Source organism: Dactylosporangium thailandense (genome assembly GCF_059739745.1).
In genome coordinates, this window is sequence record NZ_AP029195.1 from 10,648,924 (window position 1) to 10,670,298 (window position 21,375).

Below are 21,375 nucleotides of genomic sequence, written 5' to 3' on the forward strand. Positions count from 1 at the left end.
GCTTGTGCGGTTCACTGGTCACGCTCCGTGGTCATCTATCGCCCGTGGAGCCGACTGTTGTACTCACCATCGGGGCGTCCGACTCCTCCGGTGGCTCGGGCCTGCAGGCCGACCTGCGCACCCTGGCCGCGCTGCGGATGCACGGCGCCTCGGTGGTGACCGCGGTGATGTCGCGCAACACGCGCGACGTCGCCGACCTCTTCCCGCAGCCCACGAACGTCGTCACCGCGCAGCTCGGCTGCGTGCTGGAGGACCTGCCGGTGGCCGCGGTGAAGACCGGCATCCTGCCGACCCCGGAGACGGCGGTGGCGATCGCGGCCCGCGCGCGGACGGGTGCCCTGCCGAACCTCGTCGTCGACCCCGTCCTCACGGCGGCGTCGGGCTCGCGGCGGGGGCTGGTCGCGGCGTACGAGCGCCTACTGCCCCACGCCAGCGTCCTCACGCCGAACCGCGAGGAGGCCTCGGCCCTGCTCGGCTGGGACGTCTTCACCCCGACGGACATGGCCGCGGCCGCGTCGCAGCTCTCCGCCCGCGGCCCCCGCTGCGTGGTCATCACGGGCGGCGACTTCGCGGCCGGCCGGGACGCGATCGACGTCCTCTGGTCCGACGGCGAGGCGCGCGTCCTGCACAGCCCGCGCATCGCGAGCCGCAACACCGACGGGAGCGGGGCGACCTTCGCGACGGCCGTGGCCGCGCGCCTGGCCATCGGCGACGAGGCGGACGCGGCCGTATCGTGGGCGAAGGGCTTCGTGGGCCGGGCCATCGGCGACGCGTCGGACTGGCGCCTGGGCGGCGGCACCGGCCCGATCGACCAGTTCGGCTGGTCCTCCCTGACCCTGCGCTGACGCCGCCGTCGCTGGCCGCGCCGGGCTCGTGCTCGCCTGCTCCCTGCGCTGCGATGAGGCCCACGCCGCGGGGTGCCGGGTCCGTGCGGGGGTGAGCCGGTGCGGTGGGTGGTGTGGCGAGCGAGACAGGCGCGTGGCCGAGAACTTCTCGACGCGTGGTGGATGATGCAACCCATGGACGAGAAGACGTTGATCCACCAGATCTCGACCCTGGTCGACGAGGAGCACAAGCTCCGCACGCAGCTGCAGGCCGGGAAGATCACCGAGCAGGAGGAGCACGACCGGCTGCGGGGGGTGGAAGAGCAGCTCGATCAGCTCTGGGACCTGCTCCGGCGCCGGCGCGCGGCGAAGCTGCAGGGGGTCTCGCCCGACGAGGTCGAGGCGCACTCCGTCGACGAGGTCGAGCACTACCTCCAGTGACCACGGGCAGGGGCGTCAGTCGACCCTGAGGCGGTAGCCGCGCTTCACCACCGTCTGGACGAAGGCCGAGCCGCCCAGGGCCGCCCGCAGCCGTGCCACCGCCATCTCCACCGCGTGCTCGTCCGCGCCCCGCGGCAGCTCGCGCAGCAGGGCCGCCCGCGACAGGACGCGGCCCGGAGAGGCGGCCAGGGCGCGCAGGACCGCCATGGGGCCGGGCGCCAAGGGCTTCAAGGTGCCGTCGATGATCGCGGCGTGCCCGCGCAGGGTCACCGCCGCGCCCGCCACGTGCAGGGTGGGGGAGCGCTTCGGCAGCTCGTCCACGAGGATGCGGACGAGAGCGCCGAGGCGGGCCCGGGACGGGGCCGCCACCGGCACGCCCAGGCGTTGCAGCGGGGCGGCGGTCACCGGGCCCACGCACGCCGCGAGCACGTCCGTGCGCAGTGCCTCCAGCACGTCCGGCGCCTCCGGGCCGGCCACGCGCAGCAGCGAGCTCACGGCCGGGGCCGACGTGAACGTCACCGCGTCGACCAGGCGGGAGCAGGTCAGGTCCACCAGGCGGCGCAGGGGGGCGGGGTCGACCGGAGGCGCCCAGCGGTACACCGGGATCTCCACGACGATCGCGCCGGCCTCGCGCAGGGCGGACGTGAACTCGGGGTGGGGCTCGCCGTGCAGCTGCAGGGCGATGCGCCGGCCCGTGAGGCCGCCGGGGAAGGACTGCGTCAGGTAGTCGAGGACCTCGTCGCAGCTCTCGGTCTCCGGGGACCAGGCCTCCAGCATGCCGGCCGCGCGGACGGCGCCCTTGGCCTTGGGGCCGCGCGCGATGAGGTACGCCTCGCTGAGCCGCGTCCGCAGCGCCTCCCCGAGGCCCCAGCCCTCGGCGGCCTCGATCCAGCCGCGCAGGCCGATGCCCGTGGTGGCGATGACGATGTCGGGCGCCACGTCGACGCACGAGACCGTGGCCGCCTTGAGCTCGGTGTCGTCCGCGACCGGCACGATCCGCAGCGCCGGGGCGAGCACGACCCGCGCACCGCGCCGCTCCAGCAGCGCGCTCAGCTCGTCGCGCCGCCGGTCCGCGGTCACGGCCACGGTGAACCCGGCGAGCGGCAGGTCCTCGCCGGAGGAGGGCCGCGCCTCGAGCCGGCTGCCGGCACTCATTCGAGACCGCCGATCTCCACCATGCCGTCGTTGACGCGCACGGAGTACACCGGAACCCGAATGCCCGGATCGTCCAGGCACTCGCCGGTGACGAGGTCGAACGACTGCTTGTGCATGGGCGACGCGACCACGGCCCGATCGCCCCGGCTGCCCACGATCCCGCGCGAGAGCACGGCCGCGCCGCTGATCGGGTCGAGGTTGCCGATGGCGTAGACCCCGCCGTCGAACACGCGGAACAGCGCCACCTGCTGCCCGCCCACCAGCGCGGCCACTCCGCGGTCCGGCTCCAGGCGGAGGTACGGGCACACGACGGTCCACTTCATGGGCGCGCTCCCAGGACGACGGGTACGGGCTGTCCGCGTTCGGATACGAAGGTGATCGTCGGGTCGGGCGTGCCGGGCGCGTTCACGAACGACACGAACCGGGCCAGCCGCTCCGGGTCCTCGAGCGTCGCGCGCCACTCGTCGGCGTACGACGTGATGTGCCGCGCCATCTGGGCGTCGAGCTCCGCGGCGATGCCGAGGGAGTCCTCGACGATCACCGCGCGCAGGTAGTCCAGCCCGCCCTCGAGTCCCTCGATCCAGGCCGCGGTGCGCTGGAGCCGGTCGGCGGTGCGGATGTAGAACATGAGGAACCGGTCCACGACCCGGATCAGCTCCTCCGTCGACAGGTCCGACACGAGCAGGTCGGCGTGGCGGGGCCGGAAGCCGCCGTTGCCCCCGACATAGAGGTTCCAGCCCTGGTCGGTGGCGATGATGCCGAAGTCCTTGCCCCTGGCCTCGGCGCACTCGCGGGCGCAGCCGGACACCGCGGACTTGATCTTGTGTGGGGCGCGCAGGCCGCGGTACCGCAGCTCGAGCTCGATCGCCAGCGCGACCGAGTCCTGCACGCCGTACCGGCACCAGGTCGACCCGACGCAGGACTTCACGGTGCGCAGCGCCTTGCCGTAGGCGTGCCCGGACTCGAACCCGGCCGCGACCAGCCGGCCCCAGATCGCGGGCAGCTGCTCGACCCGCGCCCCGAGCAGGTCGATGCGCTGGCCGCCGGTGATCTTCGTGTACAGCTTGAAGTCCCGCGCCACCTCGCCGATCACGATCAGCTTCTCCGGCGTGATCTCCCCGCCGGGGATGCGCGGCACCACCGAGTAGGTGCCGTTGCGCTGGATGTTGGCCAGGAAGTGGTCGTTGGTGTCCTGCAGCGAGGCCTGCTCCCCGTCGAGGACATAGTCGTTGTGCAGCGAGGAGAGGATCGAGGCGACCGTCGGCTTGCACACGTCGCAGCCGCGCCCGGTCCCGTGCTCGGCGATGAGCTGGGAGAAGGTGCGGATCTGGCGGATCCGCACGATGTCGAAGAGTTCGGCGCGGCTGAAGTCGAAGTGCTCGCACAACGCCTTCGAGGCGGCGACCCCCTGCGCGGACAGGATCTTCTTCAGCAGCGGGATGCAGGACCCGCAGCTCGTCCCGGCCCGCGTGCACTCCTTGAGCGCGGCGACGTCGGTGCAGCCCTCCGCGATCGCGGCGACCACCTGGCCCTGGGTCACCGCGTTGCAGCTGCACACCTGCGCCTCGGCGGGCAGCGCCACGTCGCCGGACGCGTCCCCGGCCAGCAGCGCGAGCGGGTGCCCGGGCAGCGGGCCGCCGACGCTGGCGCGCAGCGTGGGGTACGCGCTCGCGTCCCCGACCAGGATGCCGCCCAGCAGCGTCTGCGCGTCGTCGGAGAGCACCAGCTTCGCGTAGCGCCCGTTCGCCGGGTCGAGGTACACGATGTCGAGCAGATCCGCCCGGGCGCCCGTCTCGGAAGGCAGGGCGTCGCCGAAGCTCGCGACGTCGACGCCGAGCAGTTTGAGCTTGGTCGACAGGTCGGCCCCGGGGAACTCGGCCGAGCCGCCGAGGAGCCGGTCGGCGACCACCTCGGCCATCGCGTACCCGGGCGCGACCAGCCCGTAGCAGCTGCCGTCGACCGCGGCGCACTCGCCGATCGCGTAGATCGCGGGGTCGTCGGTGCGGCAGCCGGCGTCCACGAGCACCCCACCGCGTGCGCCCGTCGTCAGTCCGGCGGCCCGGGCGAGCTCGTCGCGGGGCCGGATGCCGGCCGCGACCACCACGAGGTCGGCCGGCACGTGGGCGCCGTCGGAGAGCGTGAGGTTGAGCCGCCCGCTCGGCGAGGTCTGCCGGATCGCGGTCGTGCCGGCGCCGAGGTGCACGCGCACGCCGAGGTCCTCGACGTAGCGGCGCAGCACCGCCCCTCCGGCCGCGTCGACCTGCATCGGCATCAGCCGCGGGGCGAACTCGATCACGTGCGTGCGCAGGCCGAGCAGGCGCAGCGCGTTGGCCGCCTCCAGGCCGAGCAGCCCGCCGCCGATGACCGCGCCGACCTCGCGCCCGCGGGCGTGGGCCCGGATGGCCTCGAGGTCGTCGAGGGTGCGGTAGACGAAGACGCCCGGCTGGTCCACCCCGGTGATCGGCGGCACGAACGCGGACGAGCCCGTGGCCAGGACCAGGGCGTCGTACTGGTACTCCGCGCGGGCCGTGCGCACCCGCCGGGTGCCCCGGTCGATCGACAGCACCGGCTCGCCGAGCCGGACGTCGACCCTCTCGGGCACGCCGTAGGTCAGCTCCTCGGCGGTGACCCCGTCGAAGTACGCCGACAGGCGCACCCGGTCGTAGGCGCCGCGGCCCTCCTCGGCGAGCACGGTGATGTGCCACCGGTGCCCGGGGTCGCGAGCGGTCAGCGCCTCCGCGAACCGGTGCCCGACCATGCCGTGCCCGACGACCACGACACGCATCGACGAGTCTGAGTTTTTCATTCGGGCGCCCCGGTAACGCTGGCATGACACAGCCATTTCGGTGCTGTAACAACCCTGCGACCGCTTCGCTCGCGGGCGGGGCGGCAGGCGTCAACCGCTTCGGACATGGCCCAAAGGCTGCCGGTGGGCGGTTTCGCTCCAAAGTCCCGAATGTTTCGCGCCTGCTAAGAGCGCCTCACACGCATCGGCATCGGGTCGTTACCGTTCCGTGTTGGAATCGGTGTCGATGAGCATCGATGGATTCCCGGAATCTGGGCGCCGATTGTGCCAGATCCTCACACTGTAGGGTGGCGACGGTTCGCCGCTGGGTAAAGAACCATCGACCCCTATGTAGCAACGAGGAGGAAGCAGATGCGCACGACCGGCAAGGCCGCACTCGCGGCCGTTGCGGTGCTCAGCATCGGGCTCACCGGATGCGGTGGCGACAAGGCTCAACCCGGGGCCGGGGCCTCGGCCGGAGCCTCGGGCGCCGCGGGCACCGGCACGTCGGCCGGCGCCTCCACCGGCGCCTCGGGCGACACCAGCGGCACCACCGGCGGCGGCCAGGGCAGCGTGGCGTCGTGCCTGGTCGGCACGTGGAAGGCCGACAACATCACCGGCAAGCTCTCCGGCCCGGTGGGCGGCACGTTCCAGGGCGGCGGTGGCGCGCTGCTCACGATCGACTCCGGCGGCAAGGCGCAGGTCGACTTCGGCCCCATGCAGCCGGTGACCTTCACGTTCTCCGTCTCCGGCAACGACGTGAAGGGCAGCTTCTCGTACGGCGGCAAGGTCAACGGCGCGGTCAAGAGCGCGTCCGGCACGACCGGCACGCTCGAGCCGAGCGGCTCCGTGGACTTCGGCACGCTCACGGTGACCGTGGACCTCACCGCGCCCGTCGCCCAGCGCGTGGCCGACAAGGTCTCGATCGCCGAGTTCGCCGGGACGGGCAGCGCCAACACCGGCGGGGCCGTGGACGCCCAGCCGATCCTCAAGAAGAGCCAGTACGAGTGCGGCAGCGGCACCCTGAAGCTCTCGCCGCCCGCGGGCGCCGAGGACACCGGCACCTGGACGTTCAAGAAGGCCTAGCAGGACTTTCTTCCCGGCGGCGGATCTCACAAGCGGAGATCCGCCGCCGTGGGGGAAACGTTTCGGCGTCGACAACATCGATGCGACGAGCTGAAACGGGCCGCCCATAGCATCCACGGCCATGACTCTTGCCGTGGACAAACCGCAGTCTCAGCCCGAGCCGCGCCGCGGCCGCTGGATCGACGACTGGCACCCCGAGGACCCCGAGTTCTGGGCGCGGACCGGCGCGAAAATCGCCCGGCGCAACCTGATCGTCTCCATCCTCTCCGAGCACATCGGCTTCTCGATCTGGAGCCTGTGGTCGGTCTTCGTGCTCTTCCTGGGCCCCAAGTACGGGCTCGACCCCGCCCAGAAGTTCCTGCTCACGAGCGCGCCGACGCTGGTCGGGGCGGTTCTGCGGCTGCCGTACACCTTCGCCGTGGCCACGTTCGGCGGGCGCAACTGGACGATCTTCAGCGCCCTGCTGCTCCTGGTGCCGACGATCTTCGCGGGCATCATCCTCGAGCCGGGCGTCTCGTTCCCCATGCTGCTCGTCGCCGCCTCCGTGGCCGGCGTCGGCGGCGGCAACTTCGCCTCCTCGATGGCCAACATCAATGCCTTCTACCCGCAGCGCCTGAAGGGCTGGGCGCTGGGCATCAACGCCGGCGGCGGCAACATCGGGGTGGCCGCGGTGCAGCTCGTCGGGCTGCTCGTGCTCGCCACCGCCGGGGCCGCCCACCCGCGGCTCATCGTGCTGATCTATCTGCCGCTGATCGTCATCGCCGCGGCGCTGGCCGCGATCTACATGGACAACCTGACGCACGCCTCGAACGACCGGCGGGCGATGCGGGACGTGATCAAGGACGGCCACGCCTGGATCATGTCGCTGCTGTACATCGGGACGTTCGGCTCTTTCATCGGCTTCGGGTTCGCCTTCGGGCAGGTGCTCCAGGTGCAGTTCAAGGCCGACTTCGACACCCCCGTGAAGGCGGCCTACCTCACCTTCCTCGGCCCGCTGCTCGGCTCGCTGATCCGCCCGGTCGGGGGGCTGCTGGCCGACCGCTTCGGCGGCGCGCTGATCACCTTCTGGAACTTCGTGGCCATGGCGCTCGGCGCGGTCACCGTCCTGCTCGCCTCCCGCCAGCACTCGCTGCCGCTGTTCGTGACCGGGTTCGTGTTCCTGTTCCTCTTCAGCGGCCTCGGCAACGGCTCGACGTACAAGATGATCCCGGCGATCTTCAAGGCCAAGTTCCCGGCCGACGAGCGCGAGGCCCGGCGGCTGGCGACCGCGCTCATCGGCGTGGCCGGGGCGATCGGGGCGGCCGGTGGGGTGCTCGTGAACCTCGCCTTCCGCGAGTCCTTCCTGACGTACAAGACCGGCGACGGAGCGTACATCGCGTTCATCGCCTTCTACGCCCTGTGCTTCGGCGTCACCTGGCTGGTCTACTTGCGCCGATCGCCGCGGAAGCTCAGTAACGTGTAGCGGTACCGAGCGAAGCGAGGTGGCCGCTCACCATAAATACAGCCTTAGCTCGGGCCGGCGCCGGAGTCTGCGGAGGTGTCGGCACGAGCCCCCGATTTGGCTCCGCTGGGGACGCCGAGTATCGTGGATTGCTGTTGTGCGATGACAAGGCGTTCCCACCGTTCGGGTACGCTGGATGATCGTGCGCCCGGACTGATTCGGTTCAGCGCCGTCATCGAGACGCACCCCAGAACCGACGACGTGGAAGACAAGGTAGACCTGTGGGTACGTACAGCCCGAAGCCGGGCGAGATCGAGCGCGTGTGGCACGTCATTGACGCCACCGACGTTGTGCTCGGCCGCCTCGCCACGCACGCTGCGACGCTGCTGCGCGGCAAGCACAAGCCGACGTTCGCCCCGCACGTGGACACCGGCGACTTCGTCATCGTGATCAACGCCGGCAAGGTGGCGCTGACCGGCAACAAGCGGCAGACGAAGGTGGCCTACCGCCACTCGGGCTACCCGGGTGGTCTGAAGCGGGTCGGCTACGAGGAGCTGCTCACCAAGAACCCCGAGCGGGCGATCGAGCTGGCCGTCAAGGGCATGCTCCCGCACAACCGTCTGGGCGCGCGCCAGATCCACAAGCTGAAGGTGTACGCGGGGGCCGAGCACCCGCACGCCGCTCAGCTGCCCCAGCCGTTCGAGATCAAGCAGATCGCGCAGTGAGCGCGGACGAAGGACTGAGCGTGACCGACGAGACCACCGCCGCCCCGACGCCGGCCGCTGTCGCGACCGTCGAGACCCCCCGCCGCCCCGGCCGCCACGGCCACGGCGACGGCCACCAGCTCGGCGCCGACCCGTGCGCGCCGCGCCGGCCAGCCGATCCAGACCGTCGGCCGCCGCAAGGAGGCCATCGTCCGGGTCCGCCTGGTCCCCGGCACCGGCAAGTTCCTGCTCAACGGCCGTGAGCTCGAGAACTACTTCCCGAGCAAGGTCCACCAGCAGTCGGTGAAGGAGCCGCTCGTGATCGCGGAGAAGGCCGAGGCCTTCGACGTCTTCGCGAACCTCCGCGGCGGCGGCACCACCGGCCAGGCGGGCGCGCTGCGCCTCGCGATCGCCCGGGCGCTGGTCGAGAACGACGGCGACGACCGCCCGGCGCTCAAGAAGGCCGGCTTCCTGACCCGTGACGCCCGCGCCACCGAGCGCAAGAAGTACGGTCTGAAGAAGGCCCGTAAGGCTCCTCAGTACTCGAAGCGCTAACGAAGCATGTCGGCCGGGTGCCACCCTGGGAGGTGGTCGCCCGGCCGTTTCGTGTCGTGCGGACGGGTACAGGCGGGCAGCGGGCCGGCTGGGGCGCGCGCGGTGGTTCGACCATGGGAGGTTTCGCGATGGGGCGACTCTTCGGCACTGACGGAGTCCGTGGGCGGGCCAACGCCGACCTGACTCCCGAGCTGGCGATGGGGGTCGCCATCGCCGCGGCCCAGGCGCTGTTCGAGCACGATCACTCCCACGCGCCGGTCGCGGTCGTCGGGCGGGACCCGCGCGCGAGCGGCGAGATGCTGGAGGCGGCCGTCGTGGCCGGCCTCACCAGCGCGGGCGCGAACGTGGTGCGGGTCGGCGTGCTGCCGACGCCCGCGGTGGCCTATCTCACCGGCGTGCTGAACGCCGACATCGGCGTGATGCTCTCGGCCTCGCACAACCCGATGCCCGACAACGGGATCAAGCTCTTCGCCGCCGGCGGGCACAAGCTGCCGGACGAGGTCGAGGACGAGATCGAGCGCCTCATGGAGGGCGCCAGCCACCGCCGCCCCACGGGCGCCGGGGTCGGCCGGGTCACCGACTACGCCGACGGCGAGGACCGCTACGTCCAGCACCTGCTGACCTCGCTGCCGAGCCCGCTGGCCGAGCTGACCGTCGTGGTCGACTGCGCCAACGGGGCCGCCTCGTCCGCCGCGCCCGAGGCCTACCGCCGCGCCGGCGCCTCGGTCATCGCGATCAACGCGGACCCCGACGGCCTCAACATCAACGAGGACTGCGGCTCCAACCACATCGCCGCCCTGCGCCAGGCGGTCGTCGAGCACGGCGCCGACCTCGGCATCGCGCACGACGGCGACGCCGACCGGTGCATCGCGGTGGCGGCGGACGGCACCGAGATCGACGGCGACCAGATCATGGCGATCCTGGCGCTGTCCATGCGCGAGGCCGGCCAGCTGACCGAGGACACCCTCGTCGCGACCGTGATGAGCAACCTGGGGCTGAAGCTGGCGATGGCCGAGGCCGGCATCCGGCTGCTGGAGACCAAGGTCGGCGACCGGTACGTGCTGGAGGAGCTGCGGGCCAAGGGTCTCGCGCTCGGCGGCGAGCAGAGCGGGCACATCGTCATGCCCGCGTTCGCCACCACCGGCGACGGCGTGCTGACCGCCCTGCACCTGATGGGGCGCATGGAGCGCACGGGCAAGAGCCTCAAGGAGCTCGCGTCCGTGGTACACCGGCTGCCGCAGGTGATGATCAACGTGCCCGTGCTCGACCGGGCCGCGGCCGCCCGCTCGCCGCAGGTGCTCGACGCGGCCAAGCAGGTCGAGGGCGAGCTCGGCGGGACGGGCCGGGTGCTGCTGCGCCCCTCCGGCACCGAGCAGCTCGTCCGGGTCATGGTCGAGGCCGGCACGCAGGAGACCGCCAAGGCCGCCGCCGAGCGGATCGCTCACATCGTGCGGGCTGTGTCTCCTATCTAGACCATCCCCAGCCAGTTAGTAATGTGCGCCCATGACAGAACCCCGCACCGTCATCGTCACCGGCGCGTCCCGCGGCATCGGCAAGGCGAGCGCCCTCGCCTTCGCCGCCGAGGGCTGCAACGTCGTGCTCACCTCGCGCAAGATCGAGACCCTGGACGAGGTCGCGGCCGAGATCACCGCGCGGTTCCCGGCCGTCGGCGTGCTCACCCACGCCGCGCACGCCGCCGAGCCGGACCAGGCCGCGGCGGTGGTCGAGGCCGCCATGGCCCGCTTCGGCGCGATCGACGTGCTGGTCAACAACGCCGGCACGAACCCGTACTTCGGACCGCTCATGGACATCGACCCGGTCCGCGCCGAGAAGACCGTCCGGCTCAACCAGTTCGGCCCGGTGCTGTGGAGCCAGCTGGTGTGGAAGGCGTCGATGTCGCAGCGGGGCACGGGCACGATCGTCAACGTCGCGTCGGTCGGCGGCGTGCTCACCGAGCCGGGGATCGGCTACTACAACGCGACCAAGGCCGCCGTCATCCACCTGACCCGCCAGATGGCGGCCGAGCTGGCCCCGGTCCGGGTGAACGCCGTCGCGCCCGGGATCGTGCGCACCCATCTGGCGCGCGGGCTGTGGGAGAGCAACGAGGACTTCCTCAACGACAAGCTCCCGCTCGGGCGCATCGGCGAGCCGGACGACATCGCCGATGTCATCACCTTCCTGGCCGGTCCTGCGTCACGCTGGATGACGGGCCAGACCCTGGTGGTCGACGGCGGGGCGCAGATCCGCTCCTCGCTCATCTAGTCATACCCATTCGTGCGCATGTCCCGTGCGCGTATGCGACAGTTTCGCGCACGGGTCCTGCGCGAAATTCTGCTACGGTACGGGCATGTGCGGAATCGTGGGGTACGCCGGCGCCCGGCCGGCTCTGAACATCGTGCTGGACGGGCTGCGGCGGCTGGAGTACCGCGGCTACGACTCCGCCGGCGTCGCCATCGTGAACGGTGAGCTGCTCACCGCCAAACGCGCCGGCAAGCTCGCCAACCTGGAGAAGGCGCTCGCCGACGAGAGCTCCCATGGCCTGGACGTCGGCACGACCGGCATCGGCCACACCCGCTGGGCCACGCACGGCGGCCCGACCGACCGCAACGCGCATCCGCACCGCTCGTTCGACGGCCGGGTCGCGGTCATCCACAACGGCATCATCGAGAACTTCGCCAAGCTGCGGGCCGAGCTGGAGAACGGCGGCATCGAGTTCGCCAGCGACACCGACTCCGAGTGCGCCGCCCACCTGCTCGCGCAGGCCCTGGCCGACGCGGCGGGGGACACCCCGGCCGAGCGGCTGGCCGAGGCCATGCGCGCCGTGTGCCGCCGCCTCGAGGGCGCGTTCACCCTGCTCGCCGTCGACGTGCAGGCCCCCGGCGTGGTGGTCGGCGCCCGGCGCAACTCCCCGCTCGTCGTCGGCCGCGGCCAGGGCGAGAACTACCTGGCCAGCGACGTCTCCGCGTTCATCGAGCACACCCGTGAGGCGGTCGAGCTCGGCCAGGACCAGGTCGTGCTCATCAGCGGCGACGACATCGTGATCACCGACTTCCTCGGCAACCCCGCCGAGGGCAAGACGTTCCACATCGACTGGGACGCCTCGGCCGCCGAGAAGGGCGGCTACGACTACTTCATGCTCAAGGAGATCGCCGAGCAGCCGCACGCGGTCGCCGAGACGCTGCTGGGCCGGCTCAACGAGCACGGTGACCTCATGCTCGACGAGGTCCGCCTCACCGACCAGGACCTGCGCGACGTCGACAAGGTCTTCATCGTCGCCTGCGGCACGGCCTACCACGCGGGGATGGTCGCCAAGTACGCGATCGAGCACTGGACCCGCATCCCCTGCGAGGTCGAGCTGGCCAGCGAGTTCCGCTACCGCGACCCGGTGCTCGACCGCTCAACGCTGGTCGTGTCCATCTCCCAGTCCGGCGAGACCATGGACACCCTGATGGCGCTGCGCCACGCGAAGGAGCAGAAGGCGCGGGTGCTGGCGATCTGCAACACCAACGGCTCCACGATCCCGCGCGAGTCCGACGCCGTGCTCTACACCCACGCCGGCCCGGAGATCGCGGTCGCCTCCACCAAGGCGTTCCTGACCCAGCTGGTGGCCTGCTACCTCGTCGGGCTGCACCTGGCCCAGGTGCGCGGGGTGAAGTACGCCGACGAGGTCGCCGCCGTCGTCGCCCAGCTGCAGGAGATGCCGGCCAAGATCGAGCAGGTGCTGGCGATGATGGCCCCGATCCGCGAGCTCGCCCGCGAGCTGGCCGAGGCCAAGAGCGTGCTGTTCATCGGGCGGCACGTGAGCTACCCGGTGGCCCTGGAGGGCGCGCTGAAGCTCAAGGAGCTGGCGTACATGCACGCCGAGGGCTTCGCCGCCGGCGAGCTCAAGCACGGCCCCATCGCGCTGATCGACGAGGGCACGCCCGTCGTGTGCGTGGTGCCCTCGCCCCGGGGCCGCGGCGTGCTGCACGACAAGGTCGTCTCCAACATCCAGGAGGTCCGCGCCCGCGGCGCCCGCACGATCGTGATCGCCGAGGAGGGGGACGTGGCCGTGAAGCCCTACGCCGACCACCTCTTCTACGTCCCGGTCACCCCGACGCTGCTCGCCCCGCTGGTCACCACGGTGCCGCTGCAGGTGCTGGCCTGCGAGATCGCCTCGGCCCGCGGCCACGACGTCGATCAGCCGCGCAACTTGGCCAAGTCCGTGACCGTCGAATAGGGCCCGTGTGGTTGGGTTGTTCCGTGAGAGCAGCCTGGCGGGTCGCGCAGGTGCGCGCGGCCGAAGAGTCCGTGATGAAAACCCTGCCGGACGGCGCGCTCATGCAGCGCGCCGCGGCGGGGCTGGCCCGGCGCTGCGCCGACACCCTGCCCAGGGTGTACGGCGCGCGCGTCCTGCTCCTCGTCGGCCCCGGCAACAACGGCGGCGACGCGCTCTACGCCGGTGCCCGGCTGGCCCGCCGTGGCGCCCGTGTCGACGCGCTGCTCTTCGACCCCGACCGGGTGCACCGGGGCGGGGCCGAGGCGCTGTACCGGGCCGGGGGACGCCTGAGCGAGGCCGCCCCGGCCGGGGCCGACCTCGTGGTCGACGGCATCCTCGGCATCGGCGGGCACGGCGGCCTGCGCGAGCCCGCCGCCGCCAAGGTCGCCGACATCGCCGGCATCCTCATCGGCGCGCCCGTGATCGCCGTGGACGTGCCCTCGGGCGTCGACGCCGACACGGGGGCCGTGACCGGCATGGCGGTGCACGCCGACATCACCGTGACCTTCGGCGTGCTCAAGCCGGGCCTGCTCGTCGGGGCGGGCGCGGTGCACGCCGGCATCGTCGAGCTCGTCGACATCGGGCTCACCGAGCACCTCGACGGGGACCCCGCGCTGTACGTCCCGGACTCGGACGACATCGCGGCGTGGTGGCCTCGGCCGCAGGCCAGCGACAACAAGTACTCCCGCGGGGTCGTCGGGCTCGCGACCGGCTCGGACAAGTACCCGGGCGCCGCGGTGCTCTCCACCGCCGGGGCGCTGGCCGGGCCGACCGGGCTGGTGCGGTACGCCGGGGGCGCCGCCGACGCCGTGCGGCTGCACCATCCGCCGGTCATCGCCACCGAGCGGGTCGCCGACGCCGGGCGCGTGCAGGCCTGGGTCTGCGGCAGCGGCCTCGGCACCGACGAGCGCGCCTACGGCGAGCTGCGCGCGGTGCTCGGCGCCCCGGTGCCCGTGATCCTCGACGCCGACGCGCTCACCCTGCTCGCCGACGCCCGCCTGGCCGACTGGCTGCGCGAGCGCGACGCGCCCACCGTGGTCACCCCGCACGACGGGGAGTTCCAGCGGCTCTCCGGCGGCGCGCCCGGCGACGACCGGATCGCCGCGGCCGTGACCCTCGCGTGCCGGATGGACGCGGTGGTCCTGCTCAAGGGCGACCGGACCATCGTGGCGACCCCGGACGGGCGGGTCTACGTGAACCCGACCGGCACCGCGGCGCTGGCCACGGGCGGCACCGGGGACGTGCTCGCGGGGCTGCTCGGCTCGCTGCTCGCCGGGGGCATGCAGGCCGAGCACGCGGCCGTGGCCGCCGCCTACACGCACGGGCTGGCCGGGCGGCGCGCGGCCGAGGGCGGGCCGGTGACCGCCGCCGAGGTGGCCTCCCACCTGCGCGGGGCCGTCGGGAGCTTAACCCGCCGGTAACGACCGTTTAGGCTCTTGTCATGGGTACCGAGGTGGTCAAGGGCGGCAACCGCAAGCGCACGGCCGGGATCATCGGGGCGATCGTCGGCCTCGCCGCGGCCGGCGTCGCGGCGGGGGTGGCCACCGAGCGGTACATCGTGCGCCGCTCCAAGAACGCTGACGACCCGCACGCCGACGAGGAGTTCGGCGTCTGGGCCGCCGACGAGGAGCTGACGGTCACCACGGACGACGGCATCGACCTGCACGTCGAGGTCGTCGAGGGGCCCGCGGGCGAGCCCGGCCCCACGCTGGTCTTCGTGCACGGGTTCTGCCTGGACATGGGCACGTTCCATTTCCAGCGCACGTACTTCGAGGGCAAGCACCGCATGGTCTTCTACGACCAGCCCGGGCACGGTCGCTCGGGGCGGCTGAGCAAGGGGGAGTACACGATCGACTCCCTCGGCTCCGGGCTCCGCGCGGTGATCGCGGCCACGTGCCCCGAGGGACCGATCATCCTGGTCGGACACTCGATGGGCGGCATGACGATCATGGCCCTGGCCGAGCAGTTGCCCGAGCTGTTCGAGAACCGGGTCGTGGCCTGCGTGCTCATCTCCACCTCGGCCGGCAAGCTGGACCAGGTCACGTTCGGCTTCCCCGAGGTCGTGGCCCGGTTCCGCCGGCCGCTGCTGCCGGTCGTCGGGCTCGCCGGCCCGATCAGCTCGGCCGTGATCGACCGCGCCCGGAAGGCCTCGACCGACCTCGCCTGGCTGCTGACCCGGCGCTACGGGTTCGGGACGTCCCGCCCCAGCCCGGCGCTGGTGTCGTACGTCGAGAAGATGAACTCGACCACGTCGACCGAGGTCATCGCCAGGTACCTGCGCACCCTCTACACGCACTCGCGGCTGCTCGTTCTCGGCCCGCTACGCTCGGTCCCCGTGCTACTGGTCTGCGGCGACAAGGACGTGTTGACGCCGCTCGCCCACACGTACGAGATAACGTCGGTGCTGCCCGAGGCGGAGCTGGTCGTCGTCGCCGACGGCGGCCACGTGGTGCTCCTCGAGCACGCCGACGAGGTCAACGAGGCCATGGACCTGTTCCTCACAAAGGTGCTGCAGTGACTCGAATCCTGTCCACCGTCGAGCAGACGCGGGACTTCGGCAAGGCGCTCGCGTCCGTGCTGCGCGCGGGCGACCTGGTCGTGCTCACCGGCCCGCTCGGCGCCGGCAAGACCGCCCTGGCCCAGGGCGTTGGCGCGGGGCTCGCCGTGCGCGGCGACGTCACCTCGCCGACGTTCGTGATCGCGCGCGTGCACCGGCCCGACGCCGAGCGCGGGGGCACGCTGCCGATGGTGCACGTCGACGCGTACCGGCTCGGCAACGTCTCCGACCCGATCGGCGAGGTGGACGCGCTCGACCTCGACGCGACGCTGGAGGACTCCGTCACGCTGGTCGAGTGGGGCGAGGGGCTGGTCGAGCAGCTCAGCGACGAGCACCTGGAGGTGCGCCTCGACCGCCGCGACGACGACTCGCGCGTGGTGGCCCTGATCCCGCGGGGCGGGGACTGGCCCGCCCGCGCGGAGGCGTTCGCGAGCTGAGCCGCGGTGTGGACACGATAAGTCGGGCACTCCGTGCCACGACTTATCGGATTTATACCTTAAGTCGGATTTGTGCGGCTGATCGCCGGAAAAAGCCCAGCTCGGCGCGGGGACCGGACCGACTGCTGCCCGGACGTTGACGCCGGCGCTGGCGTCGCCGGTGCCGCGCGGGGGCGGGTGCCAGCGTCGTGGTCGGCGGCTCGGGGCCGGTGCCGTGCGCGGTCAAGTGAAGGCGTTGCGAGTGCGGCGCGGGCGGGTGGCGGCGCGTTGCGGGTGCGGCGCGGGGCCGTCGCGGGGCGCTGCGAGTGCGGGGCGCGGAAGGGTGCCGGCGTTGTGGGTGGCCGCGAGGGCTCGGTGCCCGGTGACCCGCCCGGCGGACCCGGAGCTGGCGGCGGGTGCTGCGCGGGGCGGCGGCGTGGGCGCGGGCGGGCCGCGCGGCGTGCCCGCCGATCCGCCGTCGTGGCGCTCAGGTCAGTGTCGGTCCCGGGCGCGGCGCGCAGGCGAGTGTCGGTCCCGGGCGGGGCGCTCAGGCGGGCTGGAGCACTTCCCAGACGTCGACCCAGGTGCCTGCGTCGTCGGTGCCGCGCGCGAGCAGGTGCCGCCCCTCGTGGCAGAACGCCGTGCTGACCGAGCGGCCCGGGGTCAGGTCGGCCCGGAACACCTCGGCCTCCGTCTCGAGATCGCGGACCGACAGGGTGCCGTCCAGCGTCGCGGCGCGCAGCCGACCGTCCGGGCTCTCCATCTCGGCCGCGAACGCGTCCGCGCGGCTCGACTCGGTGTAGCCGGAGAAGCGCCTGGGCAGGTCCTCGCCCACGATCCGGTCGAGGCGGGCGCCGGTGGCGAGGTCCCACACGGTCGCGACGTCCCGGCGGTAGCGGCCGACGTGCGCCGCGCCCTCGCCCGTCGTGACGAGGCGCCATTCGGCCTCATTGAGCAGTACGGCATCCGGCTTGTGCACATCGGAGAAGCTCGCCGTCACGCGGCCGGAGAGCACGTCCCAGACCGCGAAATGTCCCTCGGCGTCCCAGGTCACGAGGGCCAGCTGTTGGCCCGGCCCCAGCGCGACCTGCGCGTGCCCGCCCCGCCCGGCGCCGCGGCCCGGGCGCAGCTCGGTGACCAGGGCGCCGGTGGCGATCGCGCGCACCTTGACGTATTCGCCGTCGCCCGAGCACTCCACGAGCGTGCGCCGGTCCGGCATGAGCAGCCAGTCCCCGGCTACGCGCAGGTGATGGCGCTTGGCCAGCTGGAACCGCTCGGGCCCGGCCGGCTCCAGGCGCGCGTGGGCGGCCACGGCGCCGGAGACCACCATGCCCCCGATCGCGACCCGCTGCTCGAGCAGGATCCCCTCGCCGCGGCCGGACGAGAGGTCGAAGACGCGGTCGTCGGCGGTGCGGACCTGGGCCAGGGGCGCCTCGCGGCCGTACGCCTCGCCCTCCTTCACCAGCCAGCGCACCAGCCGCCCGCGCCCGCCCGGGATGGTCCAGGACAGCGGCTCGACGCGCCACGACGGCGGATCGGCGGGCACGCTGCGGCCCGCGCGCCCCCGCGCCCACGCCGCCGCCCCGCGCAGCACCGCCAGCTCCGGGTCGGCCGGGCGGGTCACCGGGCACCCGAGCCCGTCGTGCAGGACCTGGCCGATCCCCGGCAGCCGGGCCGCCCCGCCGACGAGCAGCACCGCGGCCACGTCCGACGGCCGGATGCCCGCGCGCGCCACGACCGCCCGGGCGCTGGCGATCAGCCACCGCGCGGCGGGTTCGGTGAGCCGGTCGAGGAGCCGGCGGTCCATCCGGTACGGCGGAACGCCCGCCTCCACCTCCTCCGCGGCCTCGGGGACGTCGGCGAGGCGGTGCTTGAGCCGGCGCACGATGTCCAGCGCGTGCAGGTTCGCCCGCACGCTGGTGTCCCCGCCGGCCGCGAACGCGGGCTCGACCCACTCGGCCAGCGCGGCCCGCAGGTCGGCGACGAGCATGACGTCGATGTCGCGGCCGGTGCCCGAGCTCTCCTGGCTCAGCGGTACGGGCCGGCCGTGCTGCACCTGCGCGAGCGTCGCCGTCCAGGTCGCCCCGAGGTCGCAGACGAGCACGTAGCCGCCCTCGGGCACCTCCAGCATCGTCATCGGGTCGAGCACCGCGGCGCTCGCGTCCACGACGAGCTCGGCGTCGGGGAAGCCGGCCACGGAGGCGGCCGCGATCAGCGCCTCGCGTCGGGGATCGTGGGTTCGGTACGCCGCCGGAGCGCTCAGCACCAGGCGCGCGACCGGGCCGTACACCCGGCGCGCCTCGTCCACGATGGACTCCAGCGCCGTGCCGACCAGCTCCACGCCGCTCACGAGCTGGTCTCCGAGCCAGATGGGCGCGCCGGCGTCGACCGCGCGGCGCACACCGTCGACGTACTCGCGCGGGTGACTGTCGCGGGCCTGCTCGGCCGCGGCCCCGACGAGCAGGCGCGAGCGGCCGGCCATCGTGGCGCTGCCCGGCCAGCGGGGCGCGCCCGTCACCGGCTCGCGCACCGGGTGCAGCTCATCGGGCAGGACGACGGCGGCGGACAGGGCCCAGGACCCGAGGTCCACGACCAGAATCGGTGAGTTCACGGCGGCTCTCTCCCCGCGTCGATAGGCGCCGATGCTAGGTCTCCCTCATTGCGGCGCTGTTAACTGATTTAGAGTTGGGGCCGTGCTGGTGATGGTGGTGGACACGGCGACGGCGGCGGTGACCGCGGCGCTTGCGCGGATCGACGACGAGGTCACGCTGCTCGCGGAGCGGGTGACGGTCGACGCGCGCGGCGCCGGGGAGCTGCTGGCCCCGCAGATCGCCGCCGTGCTGGCCGACGGCGGGGTCACCGCCGGCGACCTGGCCGGAGTGGTCGCGGGCGTCGGACCGGGCCCGTTCACCGGCCTGCGCGCCGGGCTCGTGACGGCCGCGGCGCTGGGGCACGCCCTGGCGATCCCGGTCTACGGCGTCTGCACGCTCGACGCGATCGGGCTGGGGCTGCCGGGCCGCGCGCTGGTCGCGACCGATGCCCGGCGCAAGGAGATCTACTGGGCGACCTACGTCGACGGCCAGCGGCTCGCGGGGCCCGACGTGGCCAAGCCGGCGGCGGTCGCGCTCGACGGGATCGGGCTCGCGGCGGGCGACGGCGCGGTGAAGTACGCCGACATCCTGAAGCTCCCCGTCGACGGGCCGCGCTATCCGCCGTCGCTCGCCCTGGCCGAGCTCGCCGCCGACCGGGTGCGGGGCAAGGCGCCCGCCGAGACGCTCACACCGCTCTATCTGCGCCGGCCCGACGCGGTGCTGCCCGGTGAGCGGAAACCGGCGCTGCAGTGACGGACGCGGTCGTGCACGACGTCGAGCTCGCCGAGCTGCGCTGGTTCCACATCGCCGACCTGCTGCCGATCGAGGACGAGCTCTTCGGCGAGGAGCGGTGGTCGGCGGGCATGTTCTGGAACGAGCTGGCGATGGGCCACCACTACCTCGTGGCCCTCGACGGCGAGCGCGTCGTGGGCTACGCCGGGCTGGCGGTCGCCGCGCCCGACGAGGCCTGGGTGCAGAACATCGGCGTGCGCAAGGACGCGCAGCGGCGCGGGATCGGCCGGCGCCTCCTGGAGGCGCTGCTCGCCGAGGCGCGGCGGCGCGGGGTCGAGCAGGTGCTGCTGGAGGTGGCCGTGGACAACGGCCCCGCGCAGCGCCTGTATGCGGAGCACGGGTTCGAGGCCGTCGGCATCCGCCGCGGCTACTACCAGCCCAGCAACACGGATGCACTGGTGATGAAGCGTGAACATGTCTGAACCGCTCGTTCTGGGGATCGAGACGTCGTGCGACGAGACCGGCGTCGGGATCGTGCGCGGGCACACGCTGCTCGCGGACGAGATCGCGTCCAGCGTCGACGAGCACGCGCGGTTCGGCGGCGTGGTGCCCGAGGTCGCCAGCCGGGCCCACTTCGAGGCCATGGTCCCGACGATGCAGCGGGCGCTGGACAAGGCCGGCGTGACGCTGTCCGATGTGGACGCGATCGCGGTCACGGCCGGCCCCGGGCTCGCCGGCGCGCTGCTCGTCGGGGTCGCGGCGGCCAAGGCCTACGCGCTCGCCGCCGGCAAGCCGATCTACGGCGTCAACCACCTCGCCGCGCACGTCGCCGTCGACACGCTCGAGCACGGGGCGCTGCCCGAGCCCGCGGTCGCCCTGCTGGTCTCCGGCGGGCACTCCTCGCTGCTGCGGGTCGACGATCTCGCCGGGGGCGTGGTCCCGCTCGGCGCGACCATCGACGACGCGGCCGGCGAGGCCTTCGACAAGGTCGCGCGCCTGCTCGGGCTGCCGTTCCCGGGCGGACCGCCGATCGACAAGGCGGCCCGCGACGGCCAGGTCGTGATCCCCTTCCCGCGCGGGCTCACCGGCCCCCGCGACCTTGCCGAGCACCGCTTCGACTTCTCGTTCTCGGGCCTGAAGACGGCGGTGGCGCGCTGGGTCGAGGCCCGCGAGCGCGCCGGCGAGCCGGTGCCGGTCTCCGACGTGGCCGCGAGCTTCCAGGAGGCGGTCTGTGACGTGCTCACCGCGAAGGCGATCGACGCCTGCCGCGAGCACGGGATCGAGACCCTGGTCATCGGCGGCGGCGTCGCGGCCAACTCGCGCATCCGGTCGATGGCCCAGGAGCGTGCCGAGAAGCACGGCATCACGGTGCGCGTGCCGCGGCCGAAGCTCTGCACCGACAACGGCGCGATGGTCGCCGCGCTCGGCTCGCACCTGGTCGCGGCCGGGGCCGCGCCGGGCGAGCTCGGCCTGCCCTCGGATTCGGCCATGCCGATCACCCTCGTGACCGCCTGACGCCGTGGGGGTAGAGTCCAGCGCCGTGATCGTGCGCATGTGGGAGGTCAGGGCGCACCCGGAGGGGTTCGGGGAGCTGTTGTCCTGGGTGTGTGAGGCGATGCTGCCCAAGGTCGAGGTGCACCCGTTGCATTTGAGCAGCGAGGTGTACGCATCGACGGACCAGCGCCTCGTCGTCGTGTCGAAGTGGCGGGGCAGCACGCCCGAGCCGTTCGCCGAGCCGCCGTCGCACCTGGTCGCCCGCAAGCCGCAGTTCTGGGACTTCACCGAGGTCGACCGGTAATAAATGTAAGGCGCCCGAGGGACCCCAACGGT

The 21,375-nt window shown here is 72.9% G+C and carries 20 protein-coding genes; 16 read left to right on the plus strand and 4 right to left on the minus strand.

The window, feature by feature from the left end; all coding sequences use genetic code 11:
* The first annotated feature begins 44 nt into the window (after positions 1-44).
* Positions 45-845: a bifunctional hydroxymethylpyrimidine kinase/phosphomethylpyrimidine kinase gene (thiD, locus tag AC6JBM_RS47655; protein ID WP_497980208.1), complete on the plus strand. Its 801-nt coding sequence runs from the start codon at positions 45-47 to the stop codon at positions 843-845.
* Between the two features lie 174 nt (positions 846-1,019).
* Positions 1,020-1,265, plus strand: a complete 246-nt coding sequence (locus tag AC6JBM_RS47660) for a DUF2630 family protein (RefSeq protein WP_497980209.1) — start codon at positions 1,020-1,022, stop codon at positions 1,263-1,265.
* Positions 1,266-1,280: 15 nt separating this feature from the next.
* On the opposite strand, the gene AC6JBM_RS47665 is transcribed toward AC6JBM_RS47660, so the two are convergent.
* The 3 genes from AC6JBM_RS47665 to nirB are packed head-to-tail and all read right to left on the minus strand — an operon-like array spanning position 1,281 to position 5,205.
* A complete protein-coding gene (locus tag AC6JBM_RS47665) occupies positions 1,281-2,420 on the minus strand; it encodes a uroporphyrinogen-III synthase (RefSeq protein ID WP_350611897.1) in 1,140 nt (379 codons plus the stop codon).
* Positions 2,417-2,743, minus strand: a complete 327-nt coding sequence (gene nirD / locus AC6JBM_RS47670; RefSeq protein ID WP_350611898.1) for a nitrite reductase small subunit NirD — start codon at positions 2,741-2,743, stop codon at positions 2,417-2,419. The genes AC6JBM_RS47665 and nirD overlap by 4 nt, the downstream gene beginning before the upstream one ends.
* Complete coding sequence (nirB, locus tag AC6JBM_RS47675; RefSeq protein ID WP_497980210.1) at positions 2,740-5,205, minus strand: nitrite reductase large subunit NirB; 2,466 nt, start codon at positions 5,203-5,205, stop codon at positions 2,740-2,742. Before nirB ends, nirD begins: the two co-directional genes overlap by 4 nt.
* Before the next feature lie 372 nt (positions 5,206-5,577).
* On the opposite strand from nirB, the gene AC6JBM_RS47680 reads away from it, so the two are divergent.
* The 10 genes from AC6JBM_RS47680 to tsaE all read left to right on the plus strand — a co-directional run bounded on the left by AC6JBM_RS47680 (position 5,578) and on the right by tsaE (position 16,243).
* Entirely contained in the window at positions 5,578-6,291 is a 714-nt protein-coding gene (locus tag AC6JBM_RS47680) for a hypothetical protein (RefSeq protein WP_497980211.1), read from the plus strand.
* A gap of 121 nt (positions 6,292-6,412) precedes the next feature.
* Complete coding sequence (locus AC6JBM_RS47685) at positions 6,413-7,753, plus strand: nitrate/nitrite transporter (protein WP_497980212.1); 1,341 nt, start codon at positions 6,413-6,415, stop codon at positions 7,751-7,753.
* A 260-nt stretch (positions 7,754-8,013) separates the two neighbouring features.
* Complete coding sequence (gene rplM, locus AC6JBM_RS47690; RefSeq protein ID WP_246655830.1) at positions 8,014-8,457, plus strand: 50S ribosomal protein L13; 444 nt, start codon at positions 8,014-8,016, stop codon at positions 8,455-8,457.
* Between the two features lie 57 nt (positions 8,458-8,514).
* Positions 8,515-8,991, plus strand: coding sequence for a 30S ribosomal protein S9 (gene rpsI, locus AC6JBM_RS47695; protein ID WP_497986699.1), 477 nt, complete (start codon positions 8,515-8,517; stop codon positions 8,989-8,991).
* Between the two features lie 128 nt (positions 8,992-9,119).
* Positions 9,120-10,463, plus strand: coding sequence for a phosphoglucosamine mutase (gene glmM, locus AC6JBM_RS47700; RefSeq protein ID WP_497980213.1), 1,344 nt, complete (start codon positions 9,120-9,122; stop codon positions 10,461-10,463).
* A 31-nt stretch (positions 10,464-10,494) separates the two neighbouring features.
* The gene (locus AC6JBM_RS47705; protein ID WP_497980214.1) at positions 10,495-11,253 is read left to right on the plus strand and encodes an SDR family oxidoreductase; all 759 of its coding nucleotides are present in this window, start codon (positions 10,495-10,497) and stop codon (positions 11,251-11,253) included.
* A gap of 85 nt (positions 11,254-11,338) precedes the next feature.
* A complete protein-coding gene (glmS, locus tag AC6JBM_RS47710; RefSeq protein WP_497980215.1) occupies positions 11,339-13,210 on the plus strand; it encodes a glutamine--fructose-6-phosphate transaminase (isomerizing) in 1,872 nt (623 codons plus the stop codon).
* A gap of 23 nt (positions 13,211-13,233) precedes the next feature.
* Positions 13,234-14,670: an NAD(P)H-hydrate dehydratase gene (locus AC6JBM_RS47715; RefSeq protein WP_497980216.1), complete on the plus strand. Its 1,437-nt coding sequence runs from the start codon at positions 13,234-13,236 to the stop codon at positions 14,668-14,670.
* A 20-nt stretch (positions 14,671-14,690) separates the two neighbouring features.
* Positions 14,691-15,767 (plus strand): alpha/beta fold hydrolase, encoded by a 1,077-nt coding sequence (locus tag AC6JBM_RS47720; RefSeq protein WP_497980217.1) that lies wholly within the window; start codon positions 14,691-14,693, stop codon positions 15,765-15,767.
* Positions 15,764-16,243 (plus strand): tRNA (adenosine(37)-N6)-threonylcarbamoyltransferase complex ATPase subunit type 1 TsaE, encoded by a 480-nt coding sequence (gene tsaE, locus AC6JBM_RS47725; protein WP_350611909.1) that lies wholly within the window; start codon positions 15,764-15,766, stop codon positions 16,241-16,243. Before AC6JBM_RS47720 ends, tsaE begins: the two co-directional genes overlap by 4 nt.
* Before the next feature lie 526 nt (positions 16,244-16,769).
* On the opposite strand, the gene AC6JBM_RS47730 is transcribed toward tsaE, so the two are convergent.
* A complete protein-coding gene (locus AC6JBM_RS47730; RefSeq protein ID WP_497980218.1) occupies positions 16,770-18,833 on the minus strand; it encodes an Hsp70 family protein in 2,064 nt (687 codons plus the stop codon).
* A gap of 82 nt (positions 18,834-18,915) precedes the next feature.
* Between AC6JBM_RS47730 and tsaB the strand changes: the two genes are divergently transcribed.
* From tsaB to AC6JBM_RS47750, 4 genes are read left to right on the plus strand one after another with little or no spacing between them, the layout of a single operon-like run.
* A complete protein-coding gene (gene tsaB, locus AC6JBM_RS47735) occupies positions 18,916-19,566 on the plus strand; it encodes a tRNA (adenosine(37)-N6)-threonylcarbamoyltransferase complex dimerization subunit type 1 TsaB (protein ID WP_497980219.1) in 651 nt (216 codons plus the stop codon).
* A gap of 11 nt (positions 19,567-19,577) precedes the next feature.
* Positions 19,578-20,027, plus strand: a complete 450-nt coding sequence (gene rimI, locus AC6JBM_RS47740; protein ID WP_497980220.1) for a ribosomal protein S18-alanine N-acetyltransferase — start codon at positions 19,578-19,580, stop codon at positions 20,025-20,027.
* Positions 20,020-21,060: a tRNA (adenosine(37)-N6)-threonylcarbamoyltransferase complex transferase subunit TsaD gene (gene tsaD / locus AC6JBM_RS47745; protein ID WP_497980221.1), complete on the plus strand. Its 1,041-nt coding sequence runs from the start codon at positions 20,020-20,022 to the stop codon at positions 21,058-21,060. The genes rimI and tsaD overlap by 8 nt, the downstream gene beginning before the upstream one ends.
* Positions 21,061-21,085: 25 nt before the next feature.
* On the plus strand, positions 21,086-21,343 hold the full coding sequence (locus AC6JBM_RS47750; protein WP_497980222.1) for a hypothetical protein: 258 nt from the start codon (positions 21,086-21,088) through the stop codon (positions 21,341-21,343).
* The last annotated feature ends 32 nt before the right edge of the window (positions 21,344-21,375 follow it).